The 21,339-nt window shown below is 65.2% G+C and carries 22 protein-coding genes; 10 read left to right on the top strand and 12 right to left on the bottom strand.

Features of this window, described 5'->3' with window-relative positions:
• Nucleotides 1-57: 57 nt before the first annotated feature.
• The gene (locus AAHB16_RS18770) at nucleotides 58-1,071 is read right to left on the bottom strand and encodes a sulfate ABC transporter substrate-binding protein (protein ID WP_150375264.1); all 1,014 of its coding nucleotides are present in this window, start codon (nucleotides 1,069-1,071) and stop codon (nucleotides 58-60) included.
• 133 nt (nucleotides 1,072-1,204) lie between these two features.
• Complete coding sequence (locus AAHB16_RS18775; RefSeq protein ID WP_342051688.1) at nucleotides 1,205-1,825, bottom strand: TetR/AcrR family transcriptional regulator; 621 nt, start codon at nucleotides 1,823-1,825, stop codon at nucleotides 1,205-1,207.
• Nucleotides 1,826-1,896: 71 nt separating this feature from the next.
• Between AAHB16_RS18775 and AAHB16_RS18780 the strand changes: the two genes are divergently transcribed.
• Entirely contained in the window at nucleotides 1,897-2,697 is an 801-nt protein-coding gene (locus AAHB16_RS18780; protein WP_342051689.1) for an SDR family NAD(P)-dependent oxidoreductase, read from the top strand.
• 13 nt (nucleotides 2,698-2,710) lie between these two features.
• Here the strand turns inward: AAHB16_RS18780 and AAHB16_RS18785 are convergent, their stop codons facing one another.
• Nucleotides 2,711-3,865 carry a mandelate racemase/muconate lactonizing enzyme family protein gene (locus tag AAHB16_RS18785; protein WP_342051690.1) on the bottom strand — a complete coding sequence of 385 codons (1,155 nt, stop codon included), beginning with the start codon at nucleotides 3,863-3,865 and terminating at the stop codon, nucleotides 2,711-2,713.
• Between the two features lie 15 nt (nucleotides 3,866-3,880).
• The gene (locus tag AAHB16_RS18790; RefSeq protein WP_342051691.1) at nucleotides 3,881-4,885 is read right to left on the bottom strand and encodes a Bug family tripartite tricarboxylate transporter substrate binding protein; all 1,005 of its coding nucleotides are present in this window, start codon (nucleotides 4,883-4,885) and stop codon (nucleotides 3,881-3,883) included.
• Between the two features lie 110 nt (nucleotides 4,886-4,995).
• Here AAHB16_RS18790 and AAHB16_RS18795 point away from each other — a divergent pair, with 110 nt between their 5' ends.
• Both AAHB16_RS18795 and AAHB16_RS18800 read left to right on the top strand, forming a co-directional pair.
• Nucleotides 4,996-5,952, top strand: a complete 957-nt coding sequence (locus AAHB16_RS18795; protein ID WP_191002401.1) for a LysR family transcriptional regulator — start codon at nucleotides 4,996-4,998, stop codon at nucleotides 5,950-5,952.
• A gap of 80 nt (nucleotides 5,953-6,032) precedes the next feature.
• On the top strand, nucleotides 6,033-6,536 hold the full coding sequence (locus AAHB16_RS18800; protein WP_342051692.1) for a CinA family protein: 504 nt from the start codon (nucleotides 6,033-6,035) through the stop codon (nucleotides 6,534-6,536).
• A 21-nt stretch (nucleotides 6,537-6,557) separates the two neighbouring features.
• Here AAHB16_RS18800 and AAHB16_RS18805 read toward each other — a convergent pair whose 3' ends face one another.
• On the bottom strand, nucleotides 6,558-7,022 hold the full coding sequence (locus AAHB16_RS18805; protein WP_150375271.1) for a hemerythrin domain-containing protein: 465 nt from the start codon (nucleotides 7,020-7,022) through the stop codon (nucleotides 6,558-6,560).
• A 269-nt stretch (nucleotides 7,023-7,291) separates the two neighbouring features.
• Between AAHB16_RS18805 and AAHB16_RS18810 the strand changes: the two genes are divergently transcribed.
• Both AAHB16_RS18810 and AAHB16_RS18815 read left to right on the top strand, forming a co-directional pair.
• Nucleotides 7,292-8,053 carry an SDR family NAD(P)-dependent oxidoreductase gene (locus tag AAHB16_RS18810; protein WP_150375272.1) on the top strand — a complete coding sequence of 254 codons (762 nt, stop codon included), beginning with the start codon at nucleotides 7,292-7,294 and terminating at the stop codon, nucleotides 8,051-8,053.
• Between the two features lie 19 nt (nucleotides 8,054-8,072).
• Nucleotides 8,073-8,378: a hypothetical protein gene (locus AAHB16_RS18815; RefSeq protein ID WP_342051693.1), complete on the top strand. Its 306-nt coding sequence runs from the start codon at nucleotides 8,073-8,075 to the stop codon at nucleotides 8,376-8,378.
• Here the strand turns inward: AAHB16_RS18815 and AAHB16_RS18820 are convergent.
• Together AAHB16_RS18820 and AAHB16_RS18825 are read right to left on the bottom strand one after the other, a co-directional pair.
• Nucleotides 8,375-9,436 carry a zinc-binding metallopeptidase family protein gene (locus tag AAHB16_RS18820; RefSeq protein WP_342051694.1) on the bottom strand — a complete coding sequence of 354 codons (1,062 nt, stop codon included), beginning with the start codon at nucleotides 9,434-9,436 and terminating at the stop codon, nucleotides 8,375-8,377. The two genes, AAHB16_RS18815 and AAHB16_RS18820, sit on opposite strands and share 4 nt — an antisense overlap.
• A 61-nt stretch (nucleotides 9,437-9,497) precedes the next feature.
• The gene (locus AAHB16_RS18825; RefSeq protein WP_150375274.1) at nucleotides 9,498-10,247 is read right to left on the bottom strand and encodes a sulfite exporter TauE/SafE family protein; all 750 of its coding nucleotides are present in this window, start codon (nucleotides 10,245-10,247) and stop codon (nucleotides 9,498-9,500) included.
• Nucleotides 10,248-10,359: 112 nt separating this feature from the next.
• Here AAHB16_RS18825 and AAHB16_RS18830 point away from each other — a divergent pair, with 112 nt between their 5' ends.
• Nucleotides 10,360-11,691, top strand: coding sequence for an aminotransferase-like domain-containing protein (locus AAHB16_RS18830; protein WP_342051695.1), 1,332 nt, complete (start codon nucleotides 10,360-10,362; stop codon nucleotides 11,689-11,691).
• A 12-nt stretch (nucleotides 11,692-11,703) separates the two neighbouring features.
• Here the strand turns inward: AAHB16_RS18830 and AAHB16_RS18835 are convergent, their stop codons facing one another.
• Complete coding sequence (locus AAHB16_RS18835) at nucleotides 11,704-13,062, bottom strand: AAA family ATPase (RefSeq protein ID WP_342051696.1); 1,359 nt, start codon at nucleotides 13,060-13,062, stop codon at nucleotides 11,704-11,706.
• A gap of 370 nt (nucleotides 13,063-13,432) precedes the next feature.
• Between AAHB16_RS18835 and pdxR the strand changes: the two genes are divergently transcribed.
• From pdxR to AAHB16_RS18855, 4 genes are all read left to right on the top strand, one after another.
• Nucleotides 13,433-14,983, top strand: coding sequence for a MocR-like pyridoxine biosynthesis transcription factor PdxR (pdxR, locus tag AAHB16_RS18840; protein WP_342051697.1), 1,551 nt, complete (start codon nucleotides 13,433-13,435; stop codon nucleotides 14,981-14,983).
• 97 nt (nucleotides 14,984-15,080) lie between these two features.
• Nucleotides 15,081-15,719 (top strand): FMN-binding negative transcriptional regulator, encoded by a 639-nt coding sequence (locus tag AAHB16_RS18845; RefSeq protein ID WP_150375278.1) that lies wholly within the window; start codon nucleotides 15,081-15,083, stop codon nucleotides 15,717-15,719.
• A gap of 75 nt (nucleotides 15,720-15,794) precedes the next feature.
• Nucleotides 15,795-15,920, top strand: a complete 126-nt coding sequence (locus AAHB16_RS18850; protein WP_263364840.1) for a hypothetical protein — start codon at nucleotides 15,795-15,797, stop codon at nucleotides 15,918-15,920.
• A 215-nt stretch (nucleotides 15,921-16,135) separates the two neighbouring features.
• Nucleotides 16,136-17,545, top strand: coding sequence for an amidase (locus tag AAHB16_RS18855; RefSeq protein ID WP_342051698.1), 1,410 nt, complete (start codon nucleotides 16,136-16,138; stop codon nucleotides 17,543-17,545).
• On the opposite strand, the gene AAHB16_RS18860 is transcribed toward AAHB16_RS18855, so the two are convergent.
• From AAHB16_RS18860 to AAHB16_RS18875, 4 genes are all read right to left on the bottom strand, one after another.
• Nucleotides 17,540-18,388 carry an ABC transporter ATP-binding protein gene (locus AAHB16_RS18860; protein WP_342051699.1) on the bottom strand — a complete coding sequence of 283 codons (849 nt, stop codon included), beginning with the start codon at nucleotides 18,386-18,388 and terminating at the stop codon, nucleotides 17,540-17,542. The genes AAHB16_RS18855 and AAHB16_RS18860 overlap by 6 nt on opposite strands.
• A complete protein-coding gene (locus tag AAHB16_RS18865; RefSeq protein WP_342051700.1) occupies nucleotides 18,385-19,164 on the bottom strand; it encodes an ABC transporter permease in 780 nt (259 codons plus the stop codon). The genes AAHB16_RS18860 and AAHB16_RS18865 overlap by 4 nt, the downstream gene beginning before the upstream one ends.
• A gap of 4 nt (nucleotides 19,165-19,168) precedes the next feature.
• The gene (locus tag AAHB16_RS18870) at nucleotides 19,169-20,212 is read right to left on the bottom strand and encodes a taurine ABC transporter substrate-binding protein (protein WP_342051701.1); all 1,044 of its coding nucleotides are present in this window, start codon (nucleotides 20,210-20,212) and stop codon (nucleotides 19,169-19,171) included.
• A gap of 133 nt (nucleotides 20,213-20,345) precedes the next feature.
• Entirely contained in the window at nucleotides 20,346-21,266 is a 921-nt protein-coding gene (locus AAHB16_RS18875; RefSeq protein WP_342051707.1) for a pyridoxal-phosphate dependent enzyme, read from the bottom strand.
• Nucleotides 21,267-21,339: the final 73 nt, after the last annotated feature.

Raw genomic sequence — 21,339 nt, forward strand, 5'->3', positions numbered from 1 at the left:
CCTTGTTGACCACGACCCGTCCTGCTCGCAGGACTGCGCAGGGATGAGGTGCCGCGCTTACTTGCGCGCCTGGTAGAGCTTGTCGAACTCGCCGCCATCGTTGAAGTGGCGCGCCTGGGCCTGGGCCCAACTACCGAACACTTCGTTGATCGAGAACAGCTTGATGGGCTTGAACACGTCGGCATGCGCCTTCAGCGCGGCGGCCGAGCGCGGGCGGTTGAACTGCTTCGCGATCTGTTCCTGGCCGGGCTCCGACCACAGGTATTGTAGATAGGCCGTGGCGACCTTGCGCGTGCCGCGCTTGTCCACCACCTTGTCCACGACGGCAACCGGTGCCTCCGCGATGATCGACTGGCTTGGGTAGACCACCTCGAAGTTGTCGCCGAGTTCCTTGCGGATCTGGTGAACCTCGCTTTCGAACGTGGCCAGCACGTCGCCGATCTGGCGCTGGGTAAAGGTGGTGGTCGCGCCACGGCCGCCGGTATCGAGGACCGGTACGTTGCGGAACAGCTTCGTCACGGCCTCGCGCGCCTGCGCTTCGGTACCGCCCTTGCGAATCGCCGCGCCCCACGCGGCCAGATAGGTGTAGCGGCCGTTGCCCGAGGTCTTGGGGTTCGGCACGATGACCTGCACGCCGGCGCGGCCAAGGTCGTCCCAGTCGTGGATCTGCTTCGGATTGCCCTTGCGGACAAGAAACACGATCGTCGAGTAGTACGGCGACGCATTGTTGGGCAACCGCGTCTTCCAGTCGCTGGCGACGATGCCGCGCTGGACCAGCAGGTCGATGTCGGTCTCCTGGTTCATCGTCACGACATCGGCTTCCAGACCGTCCGCCACGGAGCGCGCCTGCTTGCTGGAGCCGCCGTGCGACTGATTGACCGTCACGGTTTCGCCGGTATCCTTCTTCCATTGCGCGACGAAGCCCGGATTGATGTCCTTGTAGAGCTCGCGCGTGACGTCATAGGCCGCGTTCAGGATGGTGGTGTCCGCGAGCGCGGCGAGCGACAGTCCCGACAGCGAGGCCGCGACGAGGATATGGCGAAGACTGCGACGAAGTTCGAGTACGGACATGATCGGTCTTGTAGGTGGCCGCCGTGAACCCGGCGAGGTCGCGCATCGGCGGTCGGCCTCTGCGCGATGCCATTCTCCAATGGCACTCATGGCCCCGCAAAGATGATTTCCACATGTCGATAGATCGATTGGGTTATTTGCCGGCGCCGGCGCGACCGGAGACCCGCGATCCATCCGGTGTCTCGAGGGCGACGACGAGCAACGCCTCCAGTTGCCTGCCGAGACGCTCCGGCGTTGCGCGCCGCAGCGAAGGTACGTCGATCACCTGCCGCATCAGCTGCACGCCGGCGATAACGGCCAGGAAGACCGCGGCCCGTTGCGCGGCGTCCGCGCCCGGCAGCAGCGCCGCCAGTGGCCGCGCGAAGTGCGTATCGATTTTCTTGCGCAGGATGGCCGTGGCCTGCGGGTTGTTCGACGATCGCAGGAGGATCAGGAATCCATCCATCGGCGTCGACGCGGGCGAGGTACGCGCCAGCAGCGCCCCGGCGACCTCGCGGCACAGCGTGGCAAGATCGGGCGCATCCTTCATCGTCTCGCGCGTCAGGATGCCGGGCGCCGACAGCACCGTATCCACGACCTCCTCGAACAGCTGCTCCTTCGAGCCGAAATAGCGGTTGACGAGCATCGCGGTGACGCCCGCGCGCTCGGCAATCTCGCGGACGCCGGCGTCATAGCCCGATTCGGTGAAGACCCCGCGCGCCGCGTCGAGAATCGCTTGCCGCGTCGCGGCACCCTTCCTGCCAAGCTCTTGCATAATCACACACCCGTATACTTTTGGCTCATGAAATTCTACACTAGTAGAAATTTTGAAGCAGGAAATCGTTCATGGATCTGAATCTGAAGGGAAAACGCGCGCTCGTCACGGGGTCGAGCGCCGGGCTGGGCGAGGCCATCGCGAAGCTGCTGGCCGCCGAAGGCGCCACGGTCGTCGTGCATGGCCGCCATGCCGGACGCACGGAAGCCGTCGCGGCGGAGATCGCGGCAAAGGGCGGCATCGCGGAAGTGGCGCTGGGAGACCTGGCCACGGACGATGGGGCCGATGCCGTGGCCGCCATGGCCAGCGAGCGCGGCGCGATCGACATTCTCGTCAACAACGCCGGCTACTATCACCACCTGAACTGGACGACCGCGCTGCCCGATACATGGGTCGAGACCTATCAGGTCAATGTCCTCTCCGGCGTGCGCATGATCCAGCGGCTGGTGCCCGCGATGCGCGCGCGCGGATGGGGTCGCGTGATCCAGATCGGCGGCGGCCTGGCCGGGCAGCCCATTCCGATGCAACCGGATTACAACGCGTCTCTCGCCGCGCGCCACAACCTCGCCGTGTCGCTGGCACGGGACCTCAAGGACACCGGCGTGACATCGAACGTGGTCGCGCCGGGTGCGATTCTCGTGCCATCGGTCAGAGAACTGCTGGAGACCATTGCGCCGAAATACGGGTGGGGCGAAGACTGGGACGATATCGAGCGCGGCTGCGTGCGCGACCTCGTGCCTAACGACGTGGGCCGCCTCGGCCGCCCGGAAGAAGTCGCCGGAGCCGTGGCCTACCTCTCGAGCCCGTTCGCGGATTACATCAGCGGCGCCACCGTCCGCGTCGATGGCGGCACCATTCGCGCGGCATTCTGAGCCGTCGGCGCGATCATTTGTCGATGCGATAGCGTTCGATGACCTCCGGCCGGAGCCTGATGCCGAGGCCGGGTTCCTGCGGGACATCCATATAGCCGTTCCGGATGTTCGGGAAGCCATCGGGAAGCTCCCAGAGCAGCGGATCGCGCTTGCGGTTCGCAAAGATCTCCACATACAGCGCATGGGGGTTGGCGGCAATCAGATGTACCGCGACCTGCGGCTCTTCATGGTGCGCCATTTCGACGTTCATCAGCCTGGCCATGTCCGCCACGCGCTGCCATTCGGTGACGCCGCCGCACAGCGTGCAATCGAGGTTGAGGATCGACACGCCGCCCTTGGTGATCAGGTCCCGGCACGCGCGGCCGCTGATCTCGCCCTGCCCCACGTTGATGGGAATCGACGTCTTCATCGCCAGCAGCATCAGCCCGTCGGTCTGGTCATACCATTTGCAGGGCTCCTCCATCCATCGCACGCCGAGGTCCGCGCGTTCCATGGCCACGCAGAATTTCACGGCATCGAGCGGATCCCATCCCTGATTCGCGTCCACGGTGATGATGAAGTCCTTGCCGCCGGCCTCGCGGGCCGCGCGGACCCGCGCAAAATCTTCTTCGAGCGTCGCGCGGCCCACCTTCATCTTGATGCCCATGCAACCGGCGGCACGCACCATATCGACTTCTTCCGCGATGGCCTCGAGCGGATCGCGGCCGTCCTTCGGGTAGTAGCCGCCGATCGAGATCACCGGCACCTTGTCGCGCACGCCACCGAGCAGCTTGTACACGGGCGTGCCATAGAGCTTGCCGCGCGCGTCCCACATCGCATTGTCGAGGCAACTGATGGCCTGCAGCAGGATGCCGCGCGGGTGCATGTCGAGTTGATGCAGCCCGCGGTTGCCGAGGTCCAGGTCGATATGGAACATCTTCTCCCACAGCCGCTGGAAGTCACGCACGTCCTCGCCGGCCAGCAGCGGTCCGAGGTGGTTGCGCATGACATCGACGATCTGGCCCTGCGTGTGGAACTCGTCGCCGCCATAGGTTTCGCCGACGATGCCGTTCTCCAGATGCACGCGCGTGACGATGGTCGGGCGCGTGGCGACCTGATAGGTGCCTCCCTTGAATACTTCGCTCAGCTCCATGTCGAGCGGAATGGCTTCGATGTGGCGGATCTTCATGTCTGGATATTCCTGTTATTGCGGCGGGATGCCCGCGTCCTTGATGACCTTTTCCCATTTCACGGCCTCGCTGGCCGTGAACGACTTGAGCGCTTCCGGCCCGACCTTGTCCACCGGCAGTACGTCGATACCCTGCTTCCTGAGCGCGCCCGTGAACTCCGCATCGGCCAGCGCCTTCGTATAGGCCTTGCTCAACGTGTCCACCACGTTCTGCGGCGTGCCCGTGGGCGCATAGATGCCGTACCACGTGAATGCGAGGAATCCGGGCAACTCGCGCTCCGTGAGGTTCGGCACGTTGGGGAACATGTCCATGCGGGCGCGCGAGGTCAGCGCCAGCGCGGTGAGCCTGCCGCCCTGCGTCTGCGGCAGGCTCACGTTGGTCTGGTCGAGCATCGCGTCGATCTGCCCGCCCATCAGGTCGCTCATCGCGGGACCGGTGCCCTTGTATGGGATAAAGGTGAACTTCACCTTCGCCGTGGACGCCAGATGCTCGGCCGCAAGGTGGGAGGACGAGCCGACGCCCGCCGTGCCAAAGGTCAGCTTGCCGGGGTTCTTGCGCGCCTCGTCGAGGAGTTCCGTCGCGGTTTTGAAGCGCGACCCGTTCTTGACCAGCAGCACCATGGGGGTGTCGGGGAAGCGGAACACCGGCACGAAGTCCTTCGCGGGGTCATATTTCAGCGTCTTGAATAGATAGGGGGCCGCGGCCATCGTGCCCGTATGGCCCACGAACAGCGTGTAGCCATCGGGCCGGGCCCGCGCGACCTTGGCCGCGCCCACGGTGCCGCCGGCGCCCGGCACGTTCTCGATGACGATGGTGTTGCCGAGCACCGTGGACACGCGCTGGGCCACGTTGCGCGCGATCGCGTCGGTGGGCCCGCCCGCCGCAAAGGGCACGACCCACGTGATGGGCCGCGAAGGATAAGGGTCCTCGGCGAGTGCCGGCTGCATCGCCGTGGCCAGCAGAAGGCTACCTAGCGCCGAGCGCCACGCCGGCCATATGAATGCATTGAATGGGTTCATTGTCTCCGTCCCAACTTGATGGGTCCGCCTTCGGTGAGGCGGTATCGAGATGTTCATCGATGACGGATCAGAATAGAATCCCCTGATTGTCACTTTATGATCCACGAATCGTGTTCAATGTCCCCGACCTTACCGACCTGAAACTGTTCGTGGAAGTGATGCGCCTGGGCAGCTTTGCGCGCACCGCGAGCGAACTGGGCATGTCGCCCTCGTATGTCAGCAAGCGCATCTCGCTGCTGGAGCGCGACCTCGGCGTGCGGCTGCTGCACCGGACGTCGCGCCGCGTCAGCCCCACGGCGCAGGGGGAGCGGGTGTTCGAGGCGGCGCGCGGCATTCTTGGCAACGTGCAGGAGTTGCAGGACGCGCTTGCCGAGGAAGAGAGCGAGCCGCAGGGCCGGTTACGCGTGAGCTCCAGTTTCCGGCTCGGACGCAAGTACGTTGCCCCGGCCATCTCCGAACTGGCCAAGCGATTCCCAAAGCTGGAGGTCTCGTTCGATGTGCTCGACCGCCCCGTGGATCTGCTGAGCGAAGGCTATGACGTCGATATCCGCATCGGTGGCGTTCCCGAGCCGCATCTGGTCGCGCACCGGATCACGCAATGCAATCGGATACTCTGCGCGGCGCCCGAGTACATCGCCCGCCATGGCGCGCCGGGCCAGCTGGCCGAGTTATCGCAGCACGCATGCCTCGTATTCCGCGAGCGCGATCAGCCGTTCGGCACATGGCGCCTGGTTGGACCCAAGGGACTGGAGGCGGTCAAGGTCACGGGCGCGCTCTCGTCCAACAACAACGACATCATCCGCCGCTGGGCGCTCGACGGCCACGGCATCATCCGGCTCGCGGAATGGGATTGCGCGGCCAGCCTGCAGGCCGGACAACTGGTGCATGTGCTGCCGGCCTACCGGTGGCCCATCGACATCTGGGCCGTGACCACGGGCAAGCTGTCGGAGTCCGCGAAGATCAACGTCTGCGTCAACTTCCTGCGCGATCAGCTGACCGATGGCCCGAACTCGCTGTGGCCACCTGGTTTTGGTCCGCAGGCGAGCGGCTTCGCCGCACCGATGTAGGACAGTCGCCGATTGCGGGCGACACGCCGCGCAACCAACACTACGAGCACACGCTTCGACGCGGCATCCGGAGGGCGAGCATGCATGACGCACATGAGGTCGCGCATTTTTTGATGCGGCGCGGGATGACGCTGGCCACGGCGGAGTCATGCACGGCCGGCCTCATTGCATCAAAGTTGGCGGAAGTGCCGGGTTGCGGCAGTTGCCTGCGGCTGGCCATCGTCACGTATGCGCCTGAGGCAAAAATCGACGTGCTCGGGGTAGCGCCCGCGTTGATCGAGCGGCATGGCCTGACGAGCGAGGCCGTCTCGCTCGCGATGGCGCGCGGTGTGCTGAACATCTCCGACGCCACCATCGCGGTGGCCAACACCGGCGTCGCCGACGAGGGCGCCGATGACGGCACGCCCATGGGAACGCAGTGTTTTGCGTGGATCGTGCGCGCGGCCGGGCGCGGCCAGGAGCCCGCGGCGTTCAGCGAGACGAAGCGGTTTCAGGGTGAGCGCAACGAGATTCGCGACGCCGCGGCGGAGTGGGCTCTTGCGCGCATTCCGCACTACCTCGCTATGGCGCGAGGTAGTACTTGACGCACGCATCGCCCGAGTCGGTCAGGCAAGCTCCCCAAGCAGTTCCATCTTGCGCGCCTCGAGTTGCTTCGCCACGTCGCGCAGATCGATCTTGGCCTTGATCACCGCCGTGAACATCTCGCCCTCTTCTTCCTCCACATGGTGTCCGACGTACTCGGTCAGCACCTTGTAGTTGGCGTCGAGCATCTCCGGTTCTCCCGACTCGATCTTGGCGATCAGCGCCTTGGCCACCTCATGCTCGACCTTGGCCTCGTCGAGCATGTCGTCGATCTTGTCCGATACGCCGCGCAGCGCGGGATAGAAGATCTCTTCCTCGATCTGCGCATGCACGGTCAGCTGGTGGCAGGTTTCCGTGGCGATGGCCTGCTTGTCGGCGTCCTTCTTCGCGCCCTCGAACTCCTTGAACAGCTTCTTGACCGCGCGATGGTCATCGAGCAGCAGTGCGAGTGCGGGCCGTTGTTCGACGGGAATTTTTGACTTGTCCATGTTGAATCTCCGTGGGGAAGTTGCAATAGCTTGGGAAAAACCTCGGCAAATACGCCGTTTGCCGCTGCGGCCTGACTCCTGAGCAAAATGCGTACCGTTCGGGATTACGCGTACATGTGGCCGATTGCTGCATTTTTGCCCGGCCTTTTCTCCGGCACGCACACGCGACAGGCGCGGTGAAGCCCGCGCCACAGCGGCATCCATCGCTGCCATGCCATCACGGTATGGAAATTGCGCGTAGGCCTTCTGAACTTATCGGAGCAAACATCATGAAGCGATTCGAGAACAGGGTAGTCATCGTGACCGGGGCCGGCTCCGGCATCGGTGCCGCCACCGCGCGAAGATTCGCCGTGGAAGGCGCGCGCGTCGTCCTTGCGGGCCGCACCCGGGAAAAGCTGGAGAAGGTCGCGGCCACGCTGCCGAACGACAAGCATCTGGTGCGCGTGGCCGATGTCAGCGACTACGATCAGGTGGAAGGGCTCGTGCGCGCGGCGGTGGACAAGTACGGCAGGCTCGATGTGATGGTCAACAACGCAGGCGTCGCGTCCGAAGGCCGCGCGACCGAGGACAGCGTGGACGCCTGGCACAAGGTGATCTCGATCGACCTCGACGGCGTGTTTCATGGCGCGCGTGCCGCGCTGCCGCACCTGATGAAGACGAAGGGCTGCATCGTCAATACCGCGTCAGTATCGGGACTCGGCGCGGACTGGAACATGGCCTTCTACAACACCGCCAAAGGCGGCGTGGTCAACCTCACGCGCTCGCTGGCACTGGACTACGGCCGCGACGGCGTGCGCATCAACTCGGTGTGCCCGACGCTCACGCGAACCGACCTCACGGTGGATATGTTCAAGGACGAAAAGCTGCTCGACAAATTCCGCGAGCGGATCGCGCTGGGCCGCACGGCGGAACCCGAGGACATCGCCGATGTCATCGCATTCCTCGCCAGCGAGGACGCGCGCTTCATCACGGGCGTGAACCTGCCAGTGGACGGCGGGCTCAGCGCATCGAACGGCCAACCACCGCAATAAGAAAGGAACAGGTGACTGCATGCTCCACGGGATGATCAAGACGTACATTGACGACGCAGTGCCGGACAGCCGCAACGGCGCGGAGAACGACGAGTATCTGACGCGCGAAGAGTTTGGCAGACGCTTCCGCGCGCGCTTCTACGATCCCGCGTTCCGCGCCGAGGACGCCGCGCTAGAGCGCATCGAAGCGATTGCATGGGATGCCTACAGCAATGGCCGCAGGGCAACCAGCCCCGATAAGGCTGACGCCGTCAGGGCCGATCCCGACTACGCACTGTTCGTCGAATGGCGGCAGGCGCGCAATGCCCTCCACCGCAACGACTAGACGGCGTGCCGCCGCCCGGTTGCGGCAATCACGCGGTGGACGAAGTGCAGTTTGTCCACCGCGGCCGGCGATAGCGAGAAGGGGTAAGCATCGGGCACCCCCAGGCTGCGATTGAGGCTGTTCATGGCATACGTCAGCGGCTGCCACCGGGCCATCAGGCCCTGGAAGTCCGAGCGACCCACGGGCGTGCGATCGGTCGTTCCGGGATCCTGCCGTGCCGGCGGCTGCAACGTCAGTCCGCACCAGTTCGCGGTATCCAGCGTATCGACCATATGCAGGTAGTGCGCCCACGTCTCTGCCCAATCCTCGAACGGATGCATCGCGGCGTAGGCGCTGATGAACCGGTCGGCGTGGTCGGCGGGCGGCCCGGCTTCGTAATAGTGCTTCTGCGCGGCCGCATAGTCGGCCCGCTCGTCGCCGAACAGCTTGCGAAAGGGCCCGATACGGCGGGTGCGGGCCACGAGCTGCTGGAAGTAGAAGTGACCGGACTCGTGCCGCAGGTGCCCGAGCAGCGTCCGATACGACTCCCCCGCCCACGCGCGCGTGGTTTCACGCTCGACGTCGTTCGCTTCCTTGACGTTGACGACGATGCTGCCGTTGTGGTGGCCCGTCATGATGGGTTCGGTGACGGACAGGTCCTCCAGAAACTGGAACGTCAGCGCGCCCCCGTCCGCGTTGAACCGCGTGGGCAGGCGCAACGCGAACAGCGAATACAGCAGGCGGCGCTTGGCCTGCTCCAGCCGATACCAGTAGAGCCGGTTGTCCGGCTTGGCAAGCGAGGGAATGACGCGCGTCAGCCGGCAGGATTCGCAGAACGGGTTCGGGTCGTCGGCGGGCACCATCCAGTTGCAGACGGCTTCCTGCGCGAAATTGGCGCATCGTTTGAAGCGTTGTCCGGACGCGTCCGGTAGTTTTTTCCACCCTTCCGCATCGCCGCCCTCGAACGCGCAGATCTCCCCGTCGCCGGGCACATAGCCGAGCAGCGCGTGACAGCGGTTGCAAACGAAGCTCTCGAAGAAGACGAGACTCTGGCAGTGCGTGCAGTGGAAGGTCTTCATCCCCATAGTATCGCAAGCTCCGTGCCATGCTGCGCGGCTATTCGCGAACGGGCCTCGGATACTATCCTGCGACCCCATCCCAGAGCAGCTTCATCGCGGTCACCACCAGCAGCCCATAGCACACCCTGTACATCTGCCGCTGATCCAGCCGGTCGTGCAGGCGCCATCCGAGCCAGACGCCTGACGGCACCGCGAGCAGGCTGATGGCCATCAGCGTCCAGGTGGCACCCGCCGGCCTGGCCAGTGCCAGCCATGGAATGGCCTTGAGCAGGTTGCCCACGGTAAAGAACAGGCTCGTCGTTCCCGCATAGACCTGCTTGCTCAGCCCGAGCGGCAGCAGGTACATCGCCAGCGGCGGCCCGCCCGAGTGCGCGACCATCGTGGTGATGCCCGACGTGAGGCCGGCCGCGACCGCCTTGGACGAAGACCGCGGGCGGGTCACGACCTCTCCGCCGCGCACGAGCCACAAGCCTACGAAGATCAGCGTTACCGCGGCCATCACGATGGAGATCGCGCGATGATCCAACACCTGGAACAGCGCATACCCGATGCCGATACCGATGACGAGCCCCGGCACGAGCCGCAGCAGGTCGGGCTTCGACCACGTAGACGGCTTCCAGTAACGCAGGCCGTAGAGGTCCATGGCGATGAACAGCGGCGCCAGCAGTCCGCCTGCCGTGACCGGATCCATCACGAGCGACAGCAGGGGAATGCCGATGATGGCGAAGCCCCCACCGAACGCGCCTTTCATGAAGCAGATCAGGAAAACACCGAGAAATGTGACGAGGATGGTGGTGACGTTGAGATCCATGGCGCGGACAAGCCCTAGTAATGGTTGTCCGCATCGTATGGCGTAGTTCCATGACAAACAAATTATTGTCATGGATACAATACGGGCGATACCTGCATGCCGGGAGGCGCCGATGCCCAAGCTCCGCTACAAGACCCTCGTCGACCGATACGCCGCCGATATCCGCGAGGGACGGCTGCGTCCGGGCGCACAATTGCCGACGCACCGTGACCTGGCAAGACGGGAAGGGCTTGCGCTGGTAACGGCGACACGCGTCTACGCGGAGCTGGAAGCCATGGGGCTCGTGAGTGGCGAGACGGGACGCGGCACCTTCGTGAAGGAGGTCCTGCCGGTCGGCCACGGCGTGGATCTGCTTGCGTGGAGCACCGACACGATCGACCTCGGCTTCAACAATCCGTCCGTGCCGGGGCAGTCGGATCTGCTGCGCGCGGCGCTGCGCCAGATTGCCGGATCCGGCGATATCGAAGCGATGCTTCGCTACCAGCCGCATGGGGGACGCGCGCACGAGCGAGCGATCATGGCACGTCATTTGGGCACCCGCGGCGTGTCGGCCTCAGCCGCCGACACGGTGCTGGTCAGCGGCGCGCAGCACGGATTGACCGTCAGCGCCATGGCGCTGTTCGAGCCCGGGGATGTGATCGCCGCGGATGCCATCACCTATCCCGGCTTCAAGCTCGCGGCGGAAGCCTGTCATCTGGAACTGGTACCCGTCCTGGCGGCCGGGCGTGGCCCGGACCTCGATGCATTGGCCCAGTTGTGCAAACGGCGGCGTGTGCGCGCGTTCTATACAATGCCCACGCTGCACAACCCGCTGGGATGGGTCATGGGTGCGCAACGCCGGCGGGAACTCGTCGCCCTCGCGAGGCGCCACGGACTCACGCTGATCGAAGATGGCGCCTATGCATTCCTTGAAGAACGCGCGCCGCCACCCCTCGCCGCGCTGGCGCCGGACATCACGGTCCACGTGTCGGGCCTATCGAAGAGTGTCGCCACCGGGCTACGGGTCGGTAGCGTTCACGCACCGCCCGCGGCGATGGCGAAGATCGAGCGCACGATCCGCGCGACCACCTGGCACACACCCGCCCTCATGACCGCCATCGCGTGCGGATGGATCGAAGACGGCACGGTGACAGCGCTGGAGGCCGAGAAGCGTCGCGACGCCAGACAACGGCAACAGATCGTCAGCGACGTGCTGGGTCACCTGAAACCCATCCGCCATCCGGCCTCGTATTTCGTATGGCTGCCGTTACCGGAAGACGTCCGCGCCGACGTCATAAGCAAGGCGTTGATGCAGGCGCATGTGCTGGTCTCCACGGCCCATCCGTACGCGACATCGAGGCATGTCCCGCACGCGCTGCGGCTTGCCCTCGGCTCGGTGGACAAGGATATGCTCGGGCAATCGCTTCGGACGGTGGCGAATGTCGTGGCGGAGTTTGCGTATTGAGCGACGCATGCCTTATTCCTTGAATCGTTCGAGGCGCTCCGCGAACGATTCCAGCACCGCGCTGCCCTCGCCATCCTGCGCGGCCGCCGATGCCACCGACTCGATACCATGCGCGGCGAGCAGCCGGACCATTGCGTCCGGCAGGACCTGTCCGTCCTGCATGAGTTGATTGGCCACGGCCTTGAATACCGCGCGATGCCGCCGGAGCAGGTCGGTCGCGCGCGTGTATTGCTCGCGCAGGAGTTCCTCCATGGCAACGTTCGACGGCTCTACGTCGGTATTCACGTGATCGTCGGGATTGCTCGTGACATCGGTGCGGCTGATGCGCTCGCCGAACCCGTGATAACGCAGATATCGCGATGCGGCCTCCGTCGCCTGGCGGTAGTCGTGCTCGGCCCCGGTCGTGCACGCCATCTCGCCGAACACCAGGGACTCCGCGGCACGCCCCGCGAGGATGGTGCAGATCCGGTCCAGGCTGTTCTGGCGCGTGACCGCCTGCAACCGGCTAAAGCTGTTGTAGCCGACGTGCGCATACATTTCGTCCAGATAGCCGCTTACGAAGATCAGCAGCCGGCTGTAGTCGGTCTCCCAGGACTGTTGCGAGCGCTGGAATTCCTGCAGCAATGCATGCACGCGCGCGGCGGGCCACTCCATGATCTCCAGCAGCGGCTCCCTGAGCTTGAGCATCTGCCGGATATCCTGCGCATCCCACGGGTCGAGGCGATACCGCAGCGGCGCGGCACGACGACGCTTGTCACTGTCCGGTTCATCGTCGTCGTGCTCGCGGGCGGCGCGCTCCTCGGTATGGCGCATATCGGCCAGCTTGCGCTCGATCTCCTGCAACGACCCTACCGCGGGCGGCAGACGGCCATCCGACAGCAGCGCCCACACGTCCTGATAGCGCAATGCGGTCAGATCCTTACCCTTGTCATCCACGGTGCGAAAGCGCTGGAACTCGTCGAGCACGAGGATGCCGGGCTCGCCTTCCGTGATGCCGGAGTTGCCGAGCATGCCCGACACCGTCGTGCCCCGGCTGCCCGAGCCGTTGCTGAAGCCATCCATCTGCACTTCCACGAAGCGATCGTAGAAGCCGAGCAATTGCGCGAGCCGGCGCGTGAGTTGCGTCTTGCCGGTCCCCGTCAGCCCCCAGAGGCAAACGATGACCGGGCGCGTGATGACCTGCGGCAGCACATACCATGCGCGCACCGCGTCGATGACCTGATCGATGACGGCATCGATGCCGTGCAATTCGAGCTTGAGCTGTGTGGCGGCGTCGGGCAGACGACGCTGCCGTTCCGCCATCGCCGCATCGAACGGCGTGTGGGCTTCCCTGCCCGGATCGGGGGCGCGGGTTTCCATCGTGACACTCATGTCGCGTTCCTTAAAACAAAAAACCCCGGCTGCGATGGGCCGGGGCTTGCGGAACGCGAGCTCACAAACGAGCCGCTGCCGCGCCGGGCCGAATCGGGAATCCACACGATCCGGCCGGGACGCAGGAATCGGGTGTCAGTAGATGATGGAAGCGGTACAACGCATAGGGAGCTCTCCTTCGGAGCGGTGGCCGATGCAAGGTCGCTCGTTGCATCGGCAGAATCAACTGCTGGAGGGGGATTTTGATATGAGCCGCACGTGGCTCGCAACCCCCGGCAGCGGGGCGTTGCGTGAATCCAACTACGCGGCCGCCGACCGACTGGTTTATCGTATGTGACCCTTATCGAAACCAATCAGTGAGCCGGTATTCATGCCAAGACGCCGTCAAGGTACGGAACTGCCCTTTATGGGCAAGCTCGATCGCACGAAGGGCGAGCTGGGTCGGCAGCTGACGCTGGTGCTCAGGGAGGCCATTCGCGCGGGGGAACTGAAGCCCGGCGAATCGCTTCCCTCCACGCGGTATCTCGCTGGCACGATCGGGATCTCGCGTGGATTGGTGACCAATGCATTCGAGCAACTGATCGCGGAAGGTTTTCTTGAAGCGCAGGCGGGATCGAGCACGCGCGTGTCGAGCAGCCTGTCTGCGGTGCCGGTATCGACCGCGCAAAGGCGGACGAGGAAACCCGCCGCCGCGCCCAAGCTGCCGCCCCGCGCGGCCGCATTCGCGGAGGTGGCCCGCCAGTTCACGCCACTACCGTCCGTTCCGTTCGCCGTGTCGGTCCCGATCGGTCCCACTTCCCCTGACGACACCTGGCGCAAACTCGGCAATCGCACGCGTGGACTGCGCGCGGCGGCGCCGTCCGGCTACGACGATCCGCAGGGCGTGCCCGCATTGCGCGCGGCCATTGCCGATTACGTGCGCAAGTCGCGCTCCGTGCATTGCGCACCCGAGCAGGTCATCGTCACCGCGGGCACCCAGCAGGGACTCTACCTCGCCTGCCAGATACTTCTGGAGCCTGCGGACCTTGCATGGGTCGAGGATCCCGCCTATCGCGGCATCACAGGGATACTGGAAGCGACCGGCGCGGGCGAGCGCATGATGCGCGTACCCGTCGATGAATCGGGAATCGACGTGGACGCGGGCATTCGCGCCGCGCCACACGCGCGCGTGGCGTTCGTGACGCCATCGCATCAGTATCCCCTCGGCATGCCGCTCAGCATGGCCCGGCGCACCGCGCTCGTCACGTGGGCCAGGGAGAACGGCGCATGGATCGTCGAAGACGACTACGATAGCGAGTTGCGATACGTCGGGCATCCGTTCCCTTCGCTGCAAGGCCTGGCGCCCGATCGCACGATCTACCTCGGCACGTTCAGCAAGATCCTGTTTCCGTCGCTGCGGCTCGGTTATGCGATCGTGCCGGAACATCTCGTCCCGGCATTCTGCGGCGCACGCGGCCTCATGGACCGGCATCCGCCGAGCGCCGACCAGCACACCCTCGCGGCGTATATCGCGGAAGGCCATCTGGATCGGCATATCCGGCGCGTGCGGCTGGTCTATGCGGAGCGTCGCCAGCACCTGATCTCGACGATCGAAGCGCGTATTCCGGCAAAACGCGCATGGCTGCAGCCCGGCGACCAGGGCATGCACGTCGTCCTCTGGCTTGCCGACGGGATCGACGATGTGGCGGTCGCGGCGAAGGCCATGGAATCGGGCGTGGCCGTCCGGCCCGTCTCGCCGCTGTACACGCCAGGCCGTCGCCGGCCCGGCCTGATCCTGGGCCTGGGTGGCTACCCCGACGCGCAAACAGAAGAAGCCGTGGAACGGCTCGCCGCGGTGATCGCCACGGCGGCCAGGGCGCGCAACAGCAGCGCGCGCCGTACGGTGGCACAGAAACGCCGGCCTGGAATACTGGTCCAGTGAATTCGATCGAAAATGGCCCTTCACGGTGGCATGAAGAAGGGCCATCATGCCTGCATGCGGTTAGCCCCTCCCAACAACGCCCCACGCGGAACCGAACATGTACGTCCCTGCCCATTTCGAAGCCACCAACGTCGAAGACCTCCATCGGCTGATGCGTGAGTTCCCGTTCGCGATCCTCATGACCCATGGCAAGGCCGGCCTCGACGCCAATCACCTGCCTTTCGAGCTCGATGCGGCCGCTGGCAGGCACGGCATCCTCCATGCCCATGTCGCGCGCAACAACCCGGTCTGGCAGGACGTGAAAAGCGGCGATGACGTACTCGTCGTGTTCCGCGCGGAAGATGCCTATATCTCGCCGAACTGGTATCCGAGCAAGCAGGAGACCCACAAGGCCGTGCCGACATGGAACTACCGCGTGGTGCACGCCCACGGCAAGATCACGATCCGCGACGACGAGCGCTACGTGCGCGGTGTCGTCGCCAGGCTCACGCGCACGCACGAAGCCACCCAGCCAAAGCCATGGAAGATGGGCGAGGCGCCGGCCGATTTTCTCGACACGATGCTCAAGGCCATCGTGGGCATCGAGGTGGAAATCGAACAGCTCGTGGGCAAGTTCAAGTTGAGCCAGAACCGCGATGTGCGCGACAAGGTGAGCACCGGCGAAGCGCTGAAGGCGCAGGGCCACGTCGCGATCGGGCAGGCGTTGCTGGACGCCATTCCCGCGGACCAGCGGTAACGCGCGCGGCAACGCCCGGGCGCTTCGCCTGTAAGATCGGGGGCCTTTTGTCATGTGCCCCCGGTTTTGCAAGCGATGAAGCTCACCTACCTGCCCCTGAACCCCGCCAACCGCATGGCCCGCATCGGCTTCGGCAAACACGACGGCCACTGGTTCGCGCGGGTCGATCTCTGGTGGTTCGGGCTACGGCTCACGGCCTAGGGCATGGCTTGCCCTGACTGATTACGTCATCCAGTTCTTCGCGCCGATACGCGCACGGAAGTGGCCCTCGGACGAAAAGTGACCCTCGGACGAAAGGTGTTGACGAGCGGAATCATAGCGTCTATCTTTCACCCTAACAAACGTTAGGTAGACAAACTTGTCATCCCGGGACCGCCGCGTTTGCCCAGATCCCCCCCATCGACGAGGCCACTCCAATGACATCCGAACTCATCCATCACGACGCCACCAAGCTGGCCGAACTCATTCGCACCAAGGCGGTCTCTCCCGTCGAGGTCGTGCAGGCCCATCTCGACCGTATCGCCGAGGTCGATCCGAAGATCAACGCGATCGTCACGATCGCGGATGACGCGATGCAGGCCGCCAGGGCAGCCGAAGCGGCGGTGCTCGCCGGCGAAGCGCTCGGCCCCCTGCACGGCGTGCCATTCACGGCAAAGGATTCGATCGACACCGTGGGCGTGCCGACCCAGCGCGGCTCGCCGATCTTCAAGGGGCGCATGCCGGACGCCGATGCGACGAGCGTCGCGCGCATGAAAGGCGCGGGCGGCATCCTGCTGGCGAAGACCAACCTGCCCGAGTTCTCGTACTGGATCGAAAGCGACAACCTGCTCTCGGGCCGATCGAACAACCCGTGGAATCTGGATCGCACGCCGGGCGGCTCCAGCGGCGGGGAATCCGCGGCGATTGCAGCCGGCATGTCGCCGATCGGCCTCGGCACCGATCTCGCGATCTCCGTGCGAGGTCCGGCCGCGCAGACGGGCATCGTCTCGCTCAAGGCCACGCACGGTCGCGTGCCGATGACCGGTATCTGGCCGCGCGCACCCCGCCGCTTCTGGCACGTCGGCCCGATGGCCCGGTCGATTCGCGACCTGGCCCTGGCCTTCTCGCAGCTGGCCGGCCCCGACGGCCTCGACGCCTTCGCAACGAGCACCGCGCCGTTCGATGCCGGTATCGGCCGTTCGCCCTATCGTCAGCTGCGGGTGGGCTGGCTCGTCGAGCCGGGCTTCGGTCCCATCGATGCGGAAGTGGCCGCCACGGTGCGCGCCGCCGCGGACGCGCTCAGGGATACCGGTGTCTTCGTCGAGCCCGTGCGCATCCCCGCGCTCGAGCAGGACTTCGCGCTGGACGTGTTCAATCGCCTCCATGTCATGGAAATGAAGCCCGCGTTCCAGGCCGCAACGGCAGGCCGCCGCGACGACGAGCTCTACATGATGGCCAAGACCATGCTCGCGCTGCCCGATACGTCGATGCAGGACTACATCGAAGCCGAACAGGCCGCCGAACGTCTGCGCGACGGCTACGCCGATTACTTCTCGCGCTACGACGCGTTGATCACGCCCGTCCTGCCCATCCCCGCACACAAGCACGGCCAGTCGTCATTCACGATCAACGGCCAGACCGTCGATGCCACCTATCTGCAGGGTGCCACCGTCCCGCTCAATGTGACCGGACTGCCGGGCCTGTCGATGCGGTTCGGCACGAGCAGCGAGGGCCTGCCGATCAATGTGCAGATCGTCGGCAAGTGGCTCGCGGAGTCCACCCTCCTGCATCTGGCATCCCTGCTCGAATCGGTGAGCCCGGTCCGCAACCTGCGCCCCGCGCTATGAAACCCGCCGTATGAGATCCGCGGGCGGATAGGCCGACAACGGCGCGGTACCCGGTTGCATCGCCTCCAGATGCCTGCGCGCTTCCTCTCTCACCAGGTGCAGCGCATGGGCGCGGATGGTGCCGTACGCCGGGTTCGTGGCCAGTGCCTCCGCGTCGCGCGGATACTGGAATGGCACGCGGATTTCCTCGCGGATGCGGCCGGGACGCGCGGACATGACAAGGATGCGCGTTCCCAGCAGCAGCGCTTCATCGACGTCGTGCGTCACGAACAGGATGGTCGTGCGGCGTTGCGCCCAGGTCTGCAGCAGCAGTTCCTGCATCAACGCGCGTGTCTGCGCATCGAGCGCACCGAATGGTTCGTCCATCAGCAGGATGTCGGGCTGCATGATCCATGCGCGCGCGAGTGCGACGCGCTGGCGCATGCCGCCCGACAATTCCCACGGCGACGCATGGCGGTAGGGCAGCAGCCCCATCTGCCAGAGCAGGAGTTCGGCCTGCGGGGTGTACGCCGCGGCCTTCGTGCCACGCATACGCGCGCCGAACGTAACATTGCCCCAGACATCGAGCCACGGATACAGCATCGGCTGCTGGAACACCATGCCGCGCTCCGGGGATGGCGCCTCGACGGTACGGCCATTGCTGACCACGCGCCCGGCAAGCGGTCGCTCGAAACCGGCAATCAGATTGAGGATCGTGGACTTGCCACAGCCCGAGGGGCCGAGCAGTACGACAAACTCGCCTTCGCCGATCGAAAGGTTCACGTGATCGAGCACGGGTGGCGAGACCGTCCGCGCCCCCGCGTCGAACGCGAAGGTCACGTCGTCCAGAACGATATGTGTCATGCCTTGCCCGCCCAGGGAACGATCCATTTCTGCAGCGCGACCAGCGCCACGTCGAGTGCATAACCGACGATACCGAGGATCAGGATGCCGATCATCACCACATCGGTCCGCAAATAGGAGCCGGCATTGACGATCATCCAGCCCACGCCCGCGCTCGACGCCACCAGTTCGGCCGCCACGAGCGCGGTCCAGCCGATGCCGATCGACAGGCGAACAGTGGTGAACAGATCCCCGGCGCAATGCGGAAACACCACGCGCCAGAACACCTGCCGCCGGTTCAGGCCGAGGGTCTGCGCCACGCGGATATACCCCTCCGACACGCCCCGCACGGCCGCCGCGGAACCGACCAGCACATTGAGAAACGTGGCGATGAAGATCAGAAAGAACTTCGAGGCTTCATCGATCCCTAGCCATACGATCGTCAGCGGAATCAGCGCGATCTTCGGTAACGGCCGCAAAAACTGCACGAAAGGGTTCAGTGCCGCGGCAAGCGCGGCGCTGCGTCCCATCAGCAGTCCCAGCGGCACGCCGATGACGATCGATGCGACGAATGCGGACATTGCGCGCGCCAAGCTGATGCCGACGTGCTTCCACAGCGGAATCTGCCCATAGCCGTCCCGCCACAGGTGAGAGAACGAAACGGCAAGCTCGGTCGGCGGCGGAAGGAACAGTGCATCGACCCATCCACGGCTGCCCGCGATCTGCCACAGCGCCAGCACGGCAATTACCGCCGCCGTGCTGACTGACAGGCTGACATACCGGCGATCCAGCACCACTGCCTTACTTGTCCGCCTTGATCTGCTGCGCGAGCTTCAGATACCGGGGGTTGATGGACGTCGCAAACGAGGCCGGAATGTCCTGCTTGCGAATCTGGTCGATGCTGCCGAGAAAATCGGCGGTCTTGCGCACCGCGCCGGCCAGCGTGCTGCTGTCGGGGCTGGTGCCGTCACCGAACCACTGCGGCTTGAGCTGATCGGCAATCGTCGGATACTCGTTGCCATTGATCGAGTCCGTCACGGCGGCCGGCGTGGAACCCAGCTCCTTCGCGATGGCCTCGGCCACGGCCTGCGGATTCTTGCGGTAGTTCGCCACCTGCTGTTCGAGCACGAGCAGCAGCCTGGCCACGAGCTCCGGATGCTTCTCGCCGAACGCCTTGCTGATGGAGATGCCATTGAAGATCAGGTAGCCGTCCTTCTTCAGATCCTTCGTGTAGAAGATCGGCTGTCCACCGTTCGCCTCCAGCGTGGAGTTGAACGGGGCCCATACATAGCCGGCATCGACGTCGCCGCGCCGCCATGCGGCAACCAGTTCGTCCGGCTTGAGCGGCACGAAGCGGATTTTCGATCGGTCGATCTTGTTGAGCTGGATGGCTGTGTCGAGCGCGTACTGTGCCGTGGAGTTGGCGGGGTAGCCCACCGTATGGCCCGCAAGGTCGTTCAGCGACTGGATGTTCTTGCTCTTGCGCGCGATCAGCCGCTCGTAGGTTGCGATATCCGCGGAGACGCCGACCAGTTCGATCGGGAGCTTGCGCACGATGGCGGAGACCGTAGGGCTCGAGCCGAAGTTCGCGATATCGATACTGTTGCTCGCGAACAGATTTAGCACGTCCGCGCCGGTGCCGAACTGCACCCATTTGACGGGCACACCGAATGCCTTCTCCAGCGAGCCATCGACCTTGGCATTGACGATCAGCTGCGCGCCGCCGCTATAGGCAATGCGCACTTCCTTCGGCAACGGCTCGGCGGCCGCCACGCTACCGGCGACGGCAAACGGTAAAGCAAAGGCAGCGCCGGCGATCAGCCAGCTGCGAAACGATGTTTTCATGGGTCGATGGCAGGGATGATTGGGGCGTCCATCCTATGAAGGAAACCCACCCGCCACAACGAATCGAATCAGATAACCACATGTGCCGCCGCTGTCGCGGCTTCATCGTTTCGCGCATATATGCGCCGGGAGCTCAGGTGAGCGTGCGCTCCCACTCCTGCAGTTGCGCGAGCGTGGCCACCACGCCGCCGCAGACGACGATCAGGATCTCCTTCGCGTCCGCCAGCGCGGCGGAATGCTTCTCCACGGCGGCAAGGGCGGCACCGCATGCCGGCTCCACCAGCAGGCGATGGTCGGTCAGCAGTTGCAACGCGGCGACGACGGCCTCGCGGTCCGAGACTTCCACGCTCGCGATCGGCCGCCGGCGGCTCCAGGCCACGGCTTCCGTCGCCGGCCGCTTGGCGGCCAGCGACGTGGCGATGCCCGTCACCGCGGCCAGCTCCACGACCGCTTCGGCCTCGAGCGAACGGGCGAAGGATGCCGTGCCGTGCGTCTCCGCCGCGACGATGGGCACGTCGTCCCAGCCCTGCCGGTGCATGCCTTCGGCAACGCCGCTCAGCAAGCCGCCGCCGCCGACCGACAGCACCACGGCATCGGGCCGGACGCCGGCTTCGGCGACTTCATCGACCAGCGACGCGTGACCGGTCCACAGCAGCGGGTCGTCGAACGGATGGATAAAGGCGGTGTGTTCGTCGAGCATCGACTGCGCGAGCGCGTTTGCTTCGGCCCACGATTGGCCATGGACGATGACCTCGGCGCCTTCGAGGCGTAGTAGTTCGAGCGCGCGCGCCGACGTGGTTTCGGGCACCACCACGGTCACGGGAATACGCAGCATGCGGCCGCAGTAGGCCACGGCGACGCCCGCATTGCCGCCTGACGACGACACGAAGCGCCGCGCGCCACGATCGGCATGGGTCAGGCATGCGTGCCCCACCCCCCGGAGCTTGAACGACCCGCTCGGCTGGAGGGCTTCCAGCTTGAGCCATACGGTCTTGCCGAGTCGCGCGGACATCGGCAGGGAATGCAGGAGCGGGGTGCGGATATGAAGCGTCATGATCGGTACGTCGGGCAGGATGGAGGGTGGGGGGGGGGGGGGGCCCCCCCCCCCCCCCCCCATGGAGGGCGGG

The organism is Cupriavidus sp. OTU4054, from assembly GCF_038440175.1.
GTDB classification, from domain to species: Bacteria; Pseudomonadota; Gammaproteobacteria; order Burkholderiales; family Burkholderiaceae; genus Cupriavidus; species Cupriavidus pauculus_D.